The sequence below is a fragment of the Streptantibioticus ferralitis genome, from assembly GCF_029223525.1.
Taxonomy (GTDB): Bacteria; Actinomycetota; Actinomycetes; order Streptomycetales; family Streptomycetaceae; genus Streptantibioticus_A; species Streptantibioticus_A ferralitis.
Map to the genome: position 1 here is coordinate 334,477 of NZ_JARHTQ010000003.1, position 16,033 is coordinate 350,509.

The following is a 16,033-nucleotide window of genomic DNA, read 5'->3' on the forward strand; positions in this document are numbered from 1 at the left end:
AATTCCCACCACTCTCACCACCGGGACGGCGTAAATGGTGAACGAGGAGAAGTACCTCGATTACCTCAAGCGGGCGACGGCAGATCTGCGCGAGGCTCGCCGACGACTGCGCGAGGTGGAGGAGCGGGAGCAGGAGCCCATCGCCATTGTGGCGATGAGCTGCCGCTACCCGGGAGACGTGCGTTCCCCCGAGGACCTGTGGGAGCTCGTCGCCCGTGGCGCGGACGCCGTCTCCGGCTATCCGGAGGACCGCGGTTGGGGCACCGACGTGCTGTACGACCCCGAGCCGGACGCCGACGGCACGGCCGCGGAGTACGTACGGGAGGGCGGCTTCCTGCGGGACGCGGCCGAGTTCGACCCGGCGTTCTTCGGGATCTCGCCGCGTGAGGCGCTGGCGATGGATCCGCAGCAGCGGTTGCTGCTGGAGACCTCGTGGGAGGCGTTCGAGCGGGCCGGGATCGACCCGGCGGCGCTGCGCGGCAGCCGTACCGGTGTGTTCGCGGGCGTGATGTACCACGACTACGCCGCACGGCTGTTCACGGTCCCCGAGGAGGTCGAGGGCTTCCTCGGCAACGGCAGCTCGGGAAGCATCGCCTCGGGCCGGGTGTCGTACACCTTCGGCCTGGAGGGTCCGGCGGTGACCATCGACACCGCGTGCTCCTCTTCGCTGGTCGCGGTGCATCTGGCGGCGCAGGCGCTGCGCAACGGCGAGTGCACGCTGGCACTCGCGGGCGGCGTCACCGTCATGTCCACTCCCGGCACCTTCACCGAGTTCAGCCGCCAGCGCGGGCTGGCACTCGACGGCCGCTGCAAGTCGTTCGCGCAGGCCGCCGACGGCACCGGCTGGGGCGAGGGCGCGGGCATGCTGCTGCTGGAGCGGCTGTCGGACGCCCAGCGCAACGGGCACAAGGTGCTGGCGCTGGTCCGCGGCAGCGCGATCAACCAGGACGGCGCGAGCAGCGGTCTGACCGCGCCCAACGGCCCCTCGCAGCAGCGCGTCATCCGCCAGGCACTGACCAACGCACGGCTGTCCACGACCCATATCGACGTGGTCGAGGCGCACGGCACGGGCACCACGCTGGGCGACCCGATCGAGGCACAGGCGCTGCTGGCCACCTACGGCCAGGGCCGTCCCGAGGGGCAGCCGCTGTGGCTCGGCTCGATCAAGTCCAACGTCGGCCACACCCAGGCCGCGGCGGGCGTGGCCGGGATCATCAAGATGGTCATGGCGATGCGCCACGGCGTTCTGCCGAAGACCCTGCACGTCGACGAGCCGTCGCACAACGTCGACTGGACCAAGGGCGCGGTCTCGCTGCTGACCGAGGCGCGCGAGTGGCCGGAGACCGGCCGTCCGCGGCGGGCCGCGGTGTCCTCCTTCGGCATCAGCGGCACCAATGCGCACACGGTGCTGGAGCAGGCACCTGAGGAAGTCACCGGCTCCGGCGATTCCACGGGTTCAGCCGATTCCGCGGTTTCCGTTGACGCTGTCGAAGCCGAGCCGCGCCCCGCGCTGCCGGTGTGGCCGCTTTCGGCCAAGACCCGGACGGCGCTACAGCAGCAGGCCCAAAGGCTGTTGGCCCATGTGACGGCGCACCCCGAGGCGGCTGCCACGGATGTCGGCTACTCGCTGGCCACCGGCCGGGCGGCGTTCGAGCACCGTGCGGTGGTGGTGGCGGGGGAGCGGGAGGCATTCCTCGCGGGCCTGGCGGCGCTTGCCGAGGGCCGGCCCACGGCGAGCGTGACCGCGGGCAGGACCCAGGGCGGGAAGCTGGCGTTCCTGTTCACCGGGCAGGGCAGCCAGCGGCTGGGGATGGGCCGGGAGCTCTACGAGGCGTATCCGGTGTTCGCCGAGGCGCTGGATGCGGTGTGTGGGCGACTTGAACTGCCGCTGCGCGATGTGCTGTTCGGCGCTGATGGTGATCTGCTGGATCAGACGGCCTACACGCAGCCCGCGCTGTTCGCGGTCGAGGTTGCTCTTTTCCGGTTGGTTGAGTCGTGGGGCCTCAAGCCCGATTTCCTGTCCGGGCATTCGATCGGCGAGTTGGCTGCCGCGCATGTCGCTGGTGTGCTGTCGCTGGATGACGCTTGTGCGTTGGTGGCGGCTCGTGGCCGGTTGATGCAGCAACTGCCGGGTGGCGGCGCGATGGTGGCGGTACAGGCCTCGGCGGACGAGGTTCTGCCGCTGCTGGTCGACGGCGTGAGCATCGCCGCGATCAACGGGCCGACCTCCGCCGTCATCGCCGGTGACGAGGATGCGGTCTTGCAGATCGCTGCGGCCTTCGAGGCGCAGGGTCGTAAGACGAAGCGGCTGACCGTCAGCCATGCGTTCCACTCGCCGCACATGGACGGGATGCTGGCTGAGTTCCGTAGGGTCGCCGAGGGGCTGTCGTACGAGGCCCCGCGTATCCCCATCGTCTCCAACCTCACCGGTGCTGTCGTCTCCGCCGAGGAGATCACCGCCCCGGAGTTCTGGGTCCGTCACGTCCGTGAGGCGGTCCGTTTCCTCGACGGCATCCGTGCGCTGGAAGCCGAGAACGTCACGACGTTCGTGGAGCTCGGCCCGGACGGTGTGCTGTCGGCGATGGCCCAGGACTGCGTGGCGCAGCCGGAGAAGGCCGCCTTCGTCCCCGTGCTGCGCAACGGCCGTCCGGAAAGCGAAACTCTCGCTTCCGCCCTGGCCGAGGCGCATGTCCGTGGTGTCCGGCTGGCATGGGAAGAGGTCTTCGCCGGGACCGGTGCGCAGCGCGTCGAGCTGCCGACGTATGCGTTCCAGCGTGAGACGTACTGGCTTGACTCGGGCTATCCGACCGGCGATGTGACGTCGGCCGGGCTTGGTGCGGCTGACCATCCGTTGCTGGGCGCCGCCGTGGCGCTCGCCGACACCGATGGCTTCCTGTACACCGGCCGGCTGGCGCTCGACACCCACCCCTGGCTGGCCGACCACACCGTCATGGACACGGTGCTGCTGCCCGGCACGGCCTTCGTCGAACTGGCGATCAGGGCCGGAGACCAGGTGGGCTGTGACCACCTGGAGGAACTCACCCTCGAAGCCCCGCTGGCCCTTCCCACGACGGCGGGTGTCCAGCTCCAACTGTGGGTCGGCGCACCGGATGGGTCCGGGCGCCGCTCACTCGCTGTGTACTCGCGGTTCGAGGATGCGGCTGTGGGGGAGCCGTGGGTGCGGCATGCCAGTGGTGTGTTGGCGTCGGGTGGGGTTGCGGCGTCGTTTGAGTTGGGTGTGTGGCCTCCGGTGGGGGCGGCGGCGGTGCCGGTTGAGGGGTTGTACGAGGGACTGGCGGCTGCCGGTCTTTCGTATGGTCCGGTCTTCCGTGGGGTCGGGGCAGCTTGGCGCCGGGGCGAGGAGGTTTTCGCCGAGGTCGAGTTGGGTGAGGAGCAGCGTTCGCAGGCTGGTGCGTACGGGCTGCATCCGGCGTTGCTGGACTCTGCGCTGCACGCTGTCGGCTTGGGTGACTTCTTCGCCGGTGATGGCGCGGGTGGGGCGCGGCTGCCGTTCTTGTGGGGTGGTGTGTCGCTGCATGCCGTGGGCGCTTCGGTGCTCCGGGTGCGGTTGGCGCCGACCGGGCAGGATGCGGTGTCGCTGTGGGTGGCTGATGGGTCCGGGCAGCCGGTGGCGTCCGTTGACTCGTTGGTGCTGCGTCCCGTGTCGGCCGAGCAGGTCCGTGGCGGCCGTCATGAGTCGCTGTTCCGGGTGGAGTGGGCGAACGTCCCGGCACCCTCAGCGATCCCGGCCGGACAGTGGGCCGTTCTGGGCACGCAGGACGCAGGGCTGGCGGCCGGGCTTCCGGTACAGCGGTACGCGGACCTGGACGAGCTGGTCGCGGCCGTGGAATCCGGCTCTGCGGCGGTCCCCGACGTGGTTCTGGTGCCCCACACGGTCGCCGTCCCCAGCGCGCAGGCGGTGTCCCAGGCGACCGAGCGGGCCCTTGACCTGGTGCGGTCATGGCTGACGGCGGAACGCTTCGCCGCCTCGCGGCTGGTCTTCGTCACCCGGGGCGCGGTGGCCGCCGGTGCCGACGAGCCGGTGAACGACCTGACCCATGCGGCGGTTTGGGGCCTGGTGCGCTCGGCCCAGTCGGAACACCCGGACCGCTTCCTGCTGGTCGATCTGGACGGCTCCGACGCATCGCTCCCGGCCGTATGCGCGTCCGGCGAACAGGAAGTCGCCGTACGCGGCGGGCTGCTGCGTGCGCCCAGGCTGGCCCGGACCGCGACCGGCGGCGACGCCGACGCACGGCCGTACGACCCGAACGGCACCGTGCTGATCACCGGCGCCACCGGCACCCTGGGCCGCCTCGTCGCCCGGCACCTGGTGACCGAGCACGGCGTGCGGCGCCTACTGCTGGTCAGCCGACGCGGCGAGCGCGCCGACGGCGCCGCCGAACTCGCCGACGAGTTGACCGAGTTGGAAGCCGAGGTCACCTGGCACGCATGTGACGTCGCGGACCGGGAGTCGCTGTCGGACGTACTGGCCTCGATACCGGCCGAGCATCCGCTGACGGCCGTCGTGCACACGGCCGGTGTGCTGGACGACGGTGTCATCGACTCCCTCACTCCGGAACGCGTCAGGAACGTCCTGCGCCCGAAGGCGGACGCGGCGCTCAATCTCCATGAACTCACGCGGGACCTGGACCTTTCCGCGTTCGTGCTGTTCTCCTCGGCCGCGGGCGTGTTCGGCGCCCCCGGCCAGGCCAACTACGCCGCCGCCAACACCTTCCTCGACGCCCTGGCGCACCACCGCCGCGCCCTGGGTCTGCCCGCCGTGTCACTGGCCTGGGGGCTGTGGGACACCGACGACGGCATGGCTGGCGGCCTTGACTCCGCCGATGTCAGCCGCATGAACCGCAGTGGCGTCCAGGGGCTGTCCGCCGACGAGGGGCTCCAACTCCTCGACGCGGGCGTCACACTGGGCGAACCGCTGCTCGTCCCCACCCGGCTCGACCTCGCCACCGTGCGGGCGAACGCCGCCACCGGCGCGGTCCCGCCGCTGCTGCGCGGCCTGGTCCGTACCCCGGCGCGGCGTACGGCGGAGGCAACGGACAGGTCTGCCCTCGCCCAGAGTCTGCTCGGCCTCACCGCGGCCGAGCAGGAGCGCGTGCTCCTCGACCTGGTGTGCACGCATGTCGCGGCCGTACTCGGCTACGACTCGGCGCACGCCGTCGAACCCGACCGCGCCTTCAAGGAGTTGGGCTTCGACTCGCTGACGGCGGTCGAGCTACGCAACAGGCTCGGCGCCGCGACTGGAATGCGGCTGCCCGCCACGCTGATCTTCGACCATCCGACCTCCCTCGTACTCGCCCGCCATCTGCACTCCGAGATCTCCGGCACGCACGGCGCGCCGGGCGCCACGGTGACCGCGGCGGGCGCCGACCACGATGAGCCCATCGCCATCGTGGCGATGAGCTGCCGCTTCCCAGGCGGCATCGGCACCCCCGAGGACCTGTGGGCGGCAGTGGCCGCGGGGCGGGACGGAATCACTCCGTTCCCGGCCAACCGCGGCTGGGACGTCGACGCGCTGTACGACCCGGACCCCGACCACCCCGGCACCAGCTACACGCGTGAGGGCGGATTCCTGCACGACGCGGGCGACTTCGACCCCACGTTCTTCGGGATCAGCCCGCGCGAGGCGCTGGCCACCGACCCGCAGCAGCGGTTGTTGCTGGAGACCTCGTGGGAGGCGTTCGAGCGGGCCGGGATCGACCCGGCGGCGCTGCGCGGCAGCCGTACCGGTGTGTTCGCGGGCGTGATGTACCACGACTACGCGGCGGTGCTGGAGAACACCTCTGATGCCGTCGAGGGCTCGCTGGGCTCGGGCAGCACCGGAAGCATCGCCTCGGGCCGGGTGTCGTACACCTTCGGCCTGGAGGGCCCGGCAGTGACCATCGACACCGCCTGCTCGTCTTCGCTGGTCGCGCTGCATCTGGCCGCGCAGGCGCTGCGCAACGGCGAGTGCTCGCTCGCGCTCGCGGGCGGGGTCACCGTCATGGCGACCCCCGGCACCTTCGTCGGCTTCAGCCGTCAGCGTGGTCTGGCGGCGGACGGCCGTTGCAAGGCGTTCTCGGCCGACGCGGATGGCACCGGCTGGTCCGAGGGTGTCGGCATGCTGCTGGTGGAGCGGCTGTCGGACGCCCAGCGCAACGGGCATCCGGTGCTGGCGATCGTGCGGGGTAGCGCGATCAACCAGGATGGTGCGAGTAATGGTCTGACGGCGCCGAATGGTCCGTCGCAGCAGCGGGTGATTCGTCAGGCGTTGGCGAATGCGCGGTTGACGGCGGCCGAGGTGGACGCCGTGGAGGCGCACGGTACGGGGACCACGCTCGGTGACCCGATCGAGGCGCAGGCGCTGCTGGCGACGTACGGGCAGGAGCGCTCGGCGGATCAGCCGCTGTGGCTGGGGTCCATTAAGTCGAACTTCGGTCATACGCAGGCTGCCGCTGGTGTCGCCGGAGTCATCAAGATGGTGATGGCGATGCGGCATGGTGTGTTGCCGCAGACCCTGCACGTGGATCAGCCGTCGCCGCATGTTGACTGGTCCGCTGGCGCGGTCTCGCTACTGACCGAGGCACGCGAGTGGCCGGAGACCGGCCGTCCGCGGCGGGCCGCGGTGTCCTCGTTCGGCATCAGCGGCACCAATGCGCACACGCTGCTGGAACAGGCGCCGACGACCACGGGCGTGGGCCCGGCTGAGCCAGCCGTCAAGTCGCCGGTCTTGCCGTGGGCGCTGTCGGCCAAGTCCGCAGACGCACTGCGGGCCCAGGCAGAGCAGCTGCGTACGCGGGTGGCCGCTGACCCGGAGGTCAGCCCGGCGGATGTGGGCTACTCGCTGGCCACCGGGCGCGCGGCGTTCGAGCACCGTGCGGTGGTGGTGGCGGGGCAGCGGGAGACGTTCCTCGCCGGCCTGGCGGCGCTGGCCGAAGGCCGTGAGGCCGCCGGGGTGATTGAGGGCTCTCGGGTTGGCGGGAAGCTCGCGTTCCTGTTCACCGGTCAGGGCAGTCAGCGGCTGGGTATGGGCCGGGAGCTTTACGAGGCGTATCCGGTGTTCGCTGAGGCGCTGGATGCGGTGTGTGGGCGACTTGAACTGCCGTTGAAGGACGCGCTGTTCGGTGCTGATGGTGATCTGCTGGATCAGACGGCCTACACGCAGCCCGCGCTGTTCGCGGTCGAGGTGGCGCTGTTCCGGTTGGTTGAGTCGTGGGGGTTGAAGCCCGATTTCGTGTCTGGGCATTCGATCGGTGAGCTGGCTGCCGCGCATGTCGCTGGTGTGCTGTCGCTGGATGACGCTTGTGCGTTGGTGGCGGCTCGTGGCCGGTTGATGCAGGAGCTGCCGGGTGGCGGCGCGATGGTCGCTGTTCAGGCCGCCGAGGATGAGGTCACGCTGACGGATGGCGTGAGCATTGCGGCGATCAACGGGCCTTCCTCTGTCGTCATCGCAGGGGATGAGGACGCGGTGGTGGAGATAGCCGCGTCGTTCGAGGCGCAGGGTCGTAAGACGAAGCGGCTGACCGTGAGCCATGCGTTCCACTCGCCGCACATGGACGGCATGCTGGACGCGTTCCGCGCGATCGCGGAGGGCCTGACCTACGAAGCCCCGCGCATTCCGATCGTCTCCAACCTCACCGGTGCTGTCGTCTCCGCCGAGGAGATCACCGCCCCGGACTTCTGGGTCCGCCATGTCCGTGACGCCGTCCGATTCCTCGACGGCATCCGTGCGCTGGAAGCCGAGAACGTCACCACGTTCGTGGAGCTCGGCCCGGACGGTGTGCTGTCGGCGATGGCCCAGGACTGCGTCGCGCAGCCGGAGAAGGCCGCCTTCGTCCCCGTGCTGCGCAACGGCCGCCCCGAGGCCGAATCACTCAACGCGGCCGTGGCGCAGGCCCATGTGCGCGGTGTGGCCGTGGACTGGGCGGCCTACTTCTCCGGAACCGGCGCGAGCCGGGTCGACCTGCCCACGTACGCTTTCCAGCGCCGCGCATACTGGCCGCGGCCGTCCGACTCTCCGAGCGCCGGAGACGCTGCCGGGCTTGGGCTGGCGTCGGCCGATCACCCGCTGCTGGGCGCCGCGGTGCCGTTGGCGGACGACGACGGTCTGGTGTTCACCGGCCGGCTGTCACTGCGGACGCACCCCTGGCTGGCGGATCACGCCGTCATGGACACGGTGTTGCTGCCGGGCACGGCCTTCGTCGAACTGGTATCGCACGCCGGAAACCAGGTGGGTTGTGACCATCTGGAAGAGCTCACCCTCCAAGCACCGCTCACCCTGCCCGAGAAGGGCGCGGTGCGGATACAGCTCGTACTCGGCGCGCCGGACGCGTCCGAGCGGCGCTCGGTAGCCCTGTACTCGCGGTTTGAGGACGCGGGGGTGGGTGAGCCGTGGGTGCGGCATGCCAGTGGTGTGTTGGCTGTTGCTGGGCGGGCGCCGGAGTTCGACCTGGCCGTGTGGCCTCCGACGGGTGCCGAGGAGGTGAGCGTCGACGGCCTTTACGAGGGATTGGCAGCCGCTGGGCTCTCGTACGGGCCCGGCTTCCGTGGGCTGAGCGCGGCTTGGCGTCGGGGTGAGGAGATCTTCGCCGAGGTCGAGTTGGCGGAAGAGCAGCGGTCCCAGGCTGACCGGTACGGTCTGCATCCGGCGCTGCTGGACTCCGCGTTGCACGCGGTGGGCCTGGGCGACTTCTTCGCTGACGCTGACGCTGGTGCGCGGTTGCCGTTCGCCTGGAGCGGTGTGTCGCTGCATGCCGTGGGTGCTTCGGTGCTGCGGGTCCGGGTGTCGGCGGACGGGCAGGACACGGTGTCGCTGGCGGTGGCTGATGGGACCGGGCAGCCGGTGGCGTCGGTTGAGTCGCTGGTGCTTCGGGGTGTTTCTGCCGAGCAACTGCGGCAGGTCCGGCATGAGTCGCTGTTCCGGGTGGACTGGACCGAGCTGACGGTTGCGGAGGCTGGCGAACGGCCGACGTACGCGACGCTTGGCGCCGAGGGGCTGGCTGGCCTGCCAACTGCGTTGCCGGGCAACGTGGTTGTCGACGCATTGACGTCGGCTGTGGCGGTTTCCGTCGAGGTGGTGCATGCGGCGACCCGGCGCGCGCTGGCGCTGCTCCAGGAGTGGCTGGCCGATGAGCGGTTCACCGCGTCGCGGCTGGTGTTCGTCACGCATGGTCCGGAGGACCTGGCGGGGGCGGCGGTACGGGGTCTGGTGCGCTCGGCGCAGTCGGAGAACCCGGGTCGCTTCGTCCTGGTGGACCTCGACCCGTCCGTGTCGGCGCTGGATCCCGCGCTGCTCGGCTTGGCGGAGCAGGAGTTGGCCGTTCGCGGCGGCCGCGTCCTGGTCCCGAGGCTGACCCGGCTCATCGCGGGCGCCGCCGACGTACGGCCGCACGACGCCAATGGCACCGTCCTGATCACCGGCGCGACCGGCACCCTGGGCGGCCTCGTCGCCCGCCATCTGGTGACCGAGCACGGTGTACGACACCTGCTGCTGACCAGCCGACGCGGCATGGACGCCGAGGGAGCGGCGCAACTCGCCACGGAACTCGGCGCGTTGGGCGCCGATGTGTCGCTTGCCGCCTGCGATGTGGCCGACCGCCCCGCACTGGCCGAGCTGCTGGACTCGATTCCCGCCGAACGCCCGCTGACCGCGGTGATCCACACCGCCGGTGTGCTGGACGACGGCATCATCGAGTCGCTGACTGCGGAACGCGTTGAGCGTGTGCTGCGTCCGAAGGTGGACGCGGCGCTGAACCTGCACGAGTTGACCCGTGAGCTGGACCTGTCGGCGTTCGTGTTGTTCTCCTCGGCCGCCGGTGTGTTCGGCAACGCGGGCCAGGCCAACTACGCGGCCGCCAACGCCTTCTTGGACGCCCTGGCGCAGCACCGCCGCGCCCAGGGCCTCCCGGCACAGTCGCTGGCCTGGGGCCTGTGGGCCGAGTCCGGAAGCATGACCGCCGAACTGGGCGACGCGGACCTCGGCCGGATGAACCGAGGCGGAGTCTCCGCCCTCAGCACCGAGGAAGGACTGCAACTCCTCGACGCCGCATACGGATCGGCCGCCGAGGCACTGCTCGTACCCATCCGTCTGGACACCGCCGCACTACGTGGGCGGGCCTCCGAGGCTGTGCCGCCGCTGCTGCGCGCACTGGTCCGCACCACGGTCCGTAGGACCGCGGAAGGCACCGAACGCGCCCAGAACGGTTCGCTGGCGCAGCGGCTCGCCGCTGCGCCGACCGCCGAGCAGGACGCCGCGCTGCTGGAGCTCGTCCGCACCCAGGTCGCGGCCGTGCTCGGATACTCGGGCGCCGAAGAGGTCGGCCCCGACCGCTCGTTCCGTGAACTCGGCTTCGACTCACTGAGCGCGGTCGAGTTGCGCAACCGGTTGGGCGCCACCACGGATCTGCGGCTGCCCGCCACGCTGGTCTTCGACTACCCGACGCCGGTCGTGCTCGCCGACTTCCTGCGTACCGAGGTGCTGGGCGCGGCCCCGGAGGCGGTCGACAAGGCCGTGACGGTCGTGGCGGCCGACGACGAGCCGATCGCCATCGTCGGTCTTGGCTGCCGCTACCCCGGTGGCGTGCAGACCCCCGAGGACCTGTGGCGGCTGGTCATGGACGGCCGGGACGCCATCGGCGCGTTCCCCACCGACCGCGGCTGGCACCTGGACGCGCTGTACGACGCCGACCCGGACCGCACCGGCACCAGCTATGCCCGCGAAGGCGGCTTCGTCCATGACGCCGCCAGTTTCGACCCGGCGTTCTTCGGAATCAGCCCGCGTGAGGCCGTCGCCATGGATCCGCAGCAGCGGTTGCTGCTGGAGACCTCGTGGGAGGCGTTCGAGCGGGCCGGGATCGACCCGGCTGCGCTGCGCGGCAGCCGTACCGGGGTGTTCGCGGGCGTGATGTACCACGACTACGCCTCGCGGCTACCGGTGCTCCCGGAAGGCGTCGAGGGCTTCCTCGGTACCGGCAACGCGGCAAGCGTGATCTCGGGCCGACTCGCCTACACCTTTGGTCTTGAGGGGCCCGCCGTCACCGTGGACACGGCGTGCTCGTCGTCGCTCGTGGCCCTGCACCTGGCGGTGCAGGCGCTGCGCAACGGCGAGTGCTCGCTCGCGCTCGCGGGCGGTGTGACCGTGATGGCGACACCGGCGCCCTTCGTGGAGTTCAGCCGCCAGCGCGGTTTGGCGGCGGACGGCCGATGCAAGGCGTTCTCGGCCGACGCGGATGGCACCGGCTGGTCTGAAGGCGCGGGCATGCTGCTGGTGGAGCGGCTGTCGGACGCCCGGCGCAACGGTCATCCGGTGTTGGCGATCGTGCGTGGTAGTGCGGTCAATCAGGATGGTGCGAGTAATGGGCTTACGGCGCCGAATGGTCCGTCGCAGCAGCGGGTGATTCGTCAGGCTTTGGCGAATGCGCGGTTGACGGCGGCGGATGTTGATGTGGTGGAGGCGCACGGTACGGGGACCACGTTGGGTGACCCGATCGAGGCGCAGGCGCTGCTGGCGACGTATGGGCAGGAGCGTTCCGACGACCAGCCGTTGTGGTTGGGTTCGATCAAGTCGAACATGGGTCATACGCAGGCCGCCGCTGGTGTTGCCGGGATCATCAAGATGGTGATGGCGATGCGGCATGGTGTGTTGCCGCGGACGCTGCATGTTGATGAGCCGACGCCGCATGTTGACTGGGCGGCGGGGGCGGTGTCCCTGCTGGGTGACTCCTTGCCCTGGCCGGAGACCGGCCGTCCGCGTCGGGCTGCCGTCTCCTCGTTCGGATTCAGCGGAACGAACGCCCACACGATCATCGAGCAGGCGCCGACTGTCGCGGACGACAGCCAGAGTGCGCCGCTGGCGCCGCTGCCGGTGCTGCCGTTGGTGTTGTCCGGAAAGACCGAGGACGCGCTGCGGGCCCAGGCCGAGCGGCTGCGGTCTCATGTTGCGGAGGTCGATCTCCTTGAACTGGCTGATGTGGCCTACTCGTTGGCAACTACGCGCTCCGCGCTGGATCGTCGCGCGGCGCTGATCGTCGGCGATCGGGACGAGTTGCTGCGCGGGCTGGATGCCCTGATGCAAGGGGCAGCCGCCCTGGGCGTGGTGCAGGGGACGGCCTCGGCGGGCAAGACGGCCTTCCTGTTCACCGGGCAGGGCAGCCAGCGGCTGGGGATGGGCCGGGAGCTGTACGAGGCGTATCCCGTCTTCGCCGAGGCGCTGGATGCGGTCTGCGAGCGGTTCGAACTGCCGCTGAAGGACGTGCTGTTCGGCACTGATAGCGAGGTACTGGATCAGACCGCTTACACGCAGCCTGCGTTGTTCGCGGTCGAGGTCGCGTTGTTCCGGTTGGTGGAGTCGTGGGGGATCAGGCCGGACTTCCTGTCCGGGCATTCGATCGGTGAGTTGGCTGCTGCGCATGTGGCGGGTGTGCTGTCGCTGGATGACGCCTGCGCGCTGGTGGCGGCTCGTGGCCGTTTGATGCAGGAGCTGCCGGGTGGCGGCGCGATGGTCGCTGTTCAGGCCGCCGAGGATGAGATCACGCTCACCGAGGGCGTGAGCATTGCGGCGGTCAACGGTCCGACGTCCGTGGTGATCGCGGGTGACGAGGCCAAGGTTCTGGAGATCGCCGCGGCCTTCGAGGCGCAGGGTCGTAAGACCAAGCGGCTGACCGTCAGCCACGCGTTCCACTCGCCGCACATGGACGGGATGCTGGACGCGTTCCGTGCGGTGGCTGCGGGGCTGACGTTCAACGCCCCGCGTATCCCGATCGTTTCGAACCTCACCGGTGCTGTGGTGTCGGCTGAGGAGGTCACCGCGCCGGACTTCTGGGTCCGTCACGTCCGTGAGGCCGTCCGTTTCCTCGACGGCATTCGCACGCTGGAAGCGCAGAACGTCACGACGTTCGTCGAGCTCGGCCCGGATGGTGTGCTGTCGGCGATGGCCCAGGACTGCGTCACGCAGCCGGAGAAGGCGGCGTCCTTCGTCCCCGTACTCCGCACCGGCCGCCCCGAACCCGAAACCCTGACCGCCGCCTTGGCCCAGGTCCACGTCAACGGCATCGCCGTCGACTGGCAGGCGTACTTCACCGGAACCGGCGCCCGCCGCGTCGACCTGCCGACCTACGCCTTCCAACGCCAGCGCTACTGGCTGGAGGCGCCCGCCGGGCTGGTCGGTGACGTGGTCTCGGCCGGACTGGGCGAGGCCCGGCACCCGTTGCTGGGGGCCGCGGTCGAACTGCCGGACTCCGACGGGTTCCTGTTCACCGGGCGGCTCTCGCTCGACACCCACCCGTGGCTGGCCGACCACACCGTGTCCGGCGCGGTGCTGGTGCCCGGTGCCGCGCTTGTGGAGCTGGCGATCCGGGCCGGGGACCAGGTCGGCTGTGATGTCCTGGACGAACTCACCCTCGAAGCCCCGCTGATCCTGCCGGAGCGCGGCGCGGTCCACCTGCGGGTGACCGTGGGCGAGCCCGACGGATCGGGCCGCCGGACGCTGGACCTGTACTCCCGGCCGCAGGACGCGCCGACCGACGAACCGTGGACCCGGCACGCCAGCGGTGCGTTGGCCTCGGGCACGCATCAGCCGACCGCGCTGACGGAGTGGCCGCCCGCCGACGCCGAGTCGGTGGACGTCCAGGGTCTCTACGAGGATCTCGCCGCGATCGGGCTCGGCTACGGCCCGCTCTTCCAGGGCCTGCGGGCCGCGTGGCGGCGCGGGGACGAGGTCTTCGCCGAAGTCGCCCTCAGCGAGGAACAGCACGCCGAGGCCGGGGCGTTCGGGCTGCACCCCGCGCTGCTGGACGCGGCGCTGCACGCGGTCAGCCTCGGTGACTTCTTCGCGGGCGACACCGCAGGTCAGGCGCGTCTTCCGTTCGCCTGGGACGGCGTACGGCTGTATGCCGAGGGCGCTTCGGCGCTTCGGGTACGGGTGTCCGCGGCGGGGCAGGACGCGGTCGCGCTGGCCGTGGCCGATGAGACGGGCCAGGCGGTGATCTCGGTGGACTCGCTGGTGCTGCGTCCGCTCGCCGCTGACCAACTCGCCGCTGCCCGCGCCGGGCAGCCGCACCACGAGTCGCTGTTCCGCATCGACTGGTCCCTGCTGGCCACCTCGTCCGACGCGGATGAGGACGGCCGTTGGGCCGTCGTGGGCAGCGACGACCTCAAGTTGTCGGCCGCGCTGGAGATGGCGGGCGGTCGGGTCGCGGGATACCGCGATCTGTCCGCGCTGGCCGAGGCGGTAGCCGCCGGGGACGCGGCACCCGATGTCGTGTTCGTCTCGTATGTACCCGACCTCGCCTACGCCAGTGAGGTCGCCACCGCGACGCACACGGCCACCGGTCAGGCACTGGACCTGGTGCGGGAGTGGCTGGCCGATGAGCGCTTCGCCTCCGACGGCCTGGCCGACACCCGGCTCGCGGTGGTGACCCGCGGTGCGGTGGCTGTCGGCGCCGAGGAGGACGTGGACGACCTGGTGCACTCCGCCGTCTGGGGTCTGGTGCGCTCGGCCCAGGCGGAGCATCCCGGCCGGTTCGTGCTGATCGACCTCGATGGCGAGGACGCCTCCCTGCAGGAGCTGACGGCCGCGCTGACGCTGGACGCGTCGGACGAGACCCAGTTGGCCGTACGCGCCGGTTCGGTGTACGCACCGCGCCTGGCACGGGTGGCGGCGGTCGATGACGCGCCGCTGCCGGAGCTCGACCCGGACGGCACGGTGCTGATCACCGGCGCGACCGGAACGCTGGGTGGGCTGCTGGCCCGGCATCTGGTCACCGAGCGCGGCGTCCGCCATCTGCTGCTGACCAGCCGACGCGGTGCGTCGGCCGACGGCGCCACCGAACTCGGCGCGGAGCTGGCCGAGTTGGGCGCGCAGGTCAGCTGGGCGGCCTGCGACGCGGCCGACCGCGCCGCGCTGGACGGCGTGCTGGGCGCGATCCCGGCCGAGCATCCGCTGACCGCGGTGATCCACACCGCCGGTGTGCTGGACGACGGCGTCGTGGAGTCGCTGACTGCGGAACGCGTTGAGCGTGTGCTGCGTCCGAAGGTGGACGCGGCGCTGAACCTGCACGAGTTGACCCGTGAGCTGGACCTGTCGGCGTTCGTGTTGTTCTCCTCGGCTGCCGGTGTGTTCGGCAACGCGGGCCAGGCCAACTACGCGGCCGCCAACACCTTCTTGGACGCCCTGGCGCAGCACCGCCGCGCCCAGGGCCTCCCGGCACAGTCGCTGGCCTGGGGTCTGTGGGACGACGAGGGCGGTATGGCCGCCACGCTGGCCGATGCCGACCGGCAGCGGATCACCCGCGGCAGCATGGCCGCGCTGTCGACGGACGAAGGCCTGGCGTTGTTCGACGCGGCCGGTGCGCTGGACGACAGTCTGCTGGTGGCCGCGCGACTCGACCTGGACGGGCTGCGCGCCCAGTCCGGTGCGGGAGCGGTGCCGCCGCTGCTGCGCGGGCTGATCCGTACCCCACGGCGCCGTACGGCGAGCGGTGGCTCGGCGGCAGCGGGTGCGGCGACCACGCTCGCCGAGCGGTTGGCCGGGCTGCCCGCCGCCGAGCGGGACCGGGTGCTGCTGGACCTGGTGCGTACCCAGGTGGCGGGCGTGCTGGGGCACGACGGCGCCGCCGCGATCGAGCCCGACGCCGCCTTCAAGGAGCTCGGCTTCGACTCGCTGACGGCCGTCGAACTCCGCAACCGCCTCGGGGCGGCCACCGGACTGCGGCTCGCCGCCACGCTGATCTTCGACTACCCGACGCCCACCGCACTGGCCGAACACCTCCGTACGGCCCTGCCACTCACCGAGGGCCCCTCGGTGTTCGACGAACTCGACCGCCTGGAAGCCACGTTGGCCGGTATGGCCTCCGGTGAGGCGACCTCTGACAGGGTCAACCGGTCCCGCGTCACCATGCGGCTGCAGGCGCTCATGGCCAAGTGGCATGACGCGCAGGAAGCGACGGCCGACAGCGCCGTCGATGACGACCACGATCTTGAAACAGCCACCGATGACGAGCTTTTCGACCTGCTCGACGACGAGCTCGGCTCGTCCTGA

General features: G+C 70.9%; 1 protein-coding gene. It reads left to right on the plus strand.

The window, feature by feature from the left end; all coding sequences use genetic code 11:
- Positions 1–34 precede the first annotated feature (34 nt).
- Positions 35–16,033 (plus strand): type I polyketide synthase, encoded by a 15,999-nt coding sequence (locus P2L57_RS06905; protein WP_275809905.1) that lies wholly within the window; start codon positions 35–37, stop codon positions 16,031–16,033.

Coding starts and splice junctions, on each gene's coding strand:
- P2L57_RS06905 (WP_275809905.1), top strand. CDS start 35: ATGGTGAACGAGGAGAAGTACCTCGATTACCTCAAGCGGGCGACGGCA.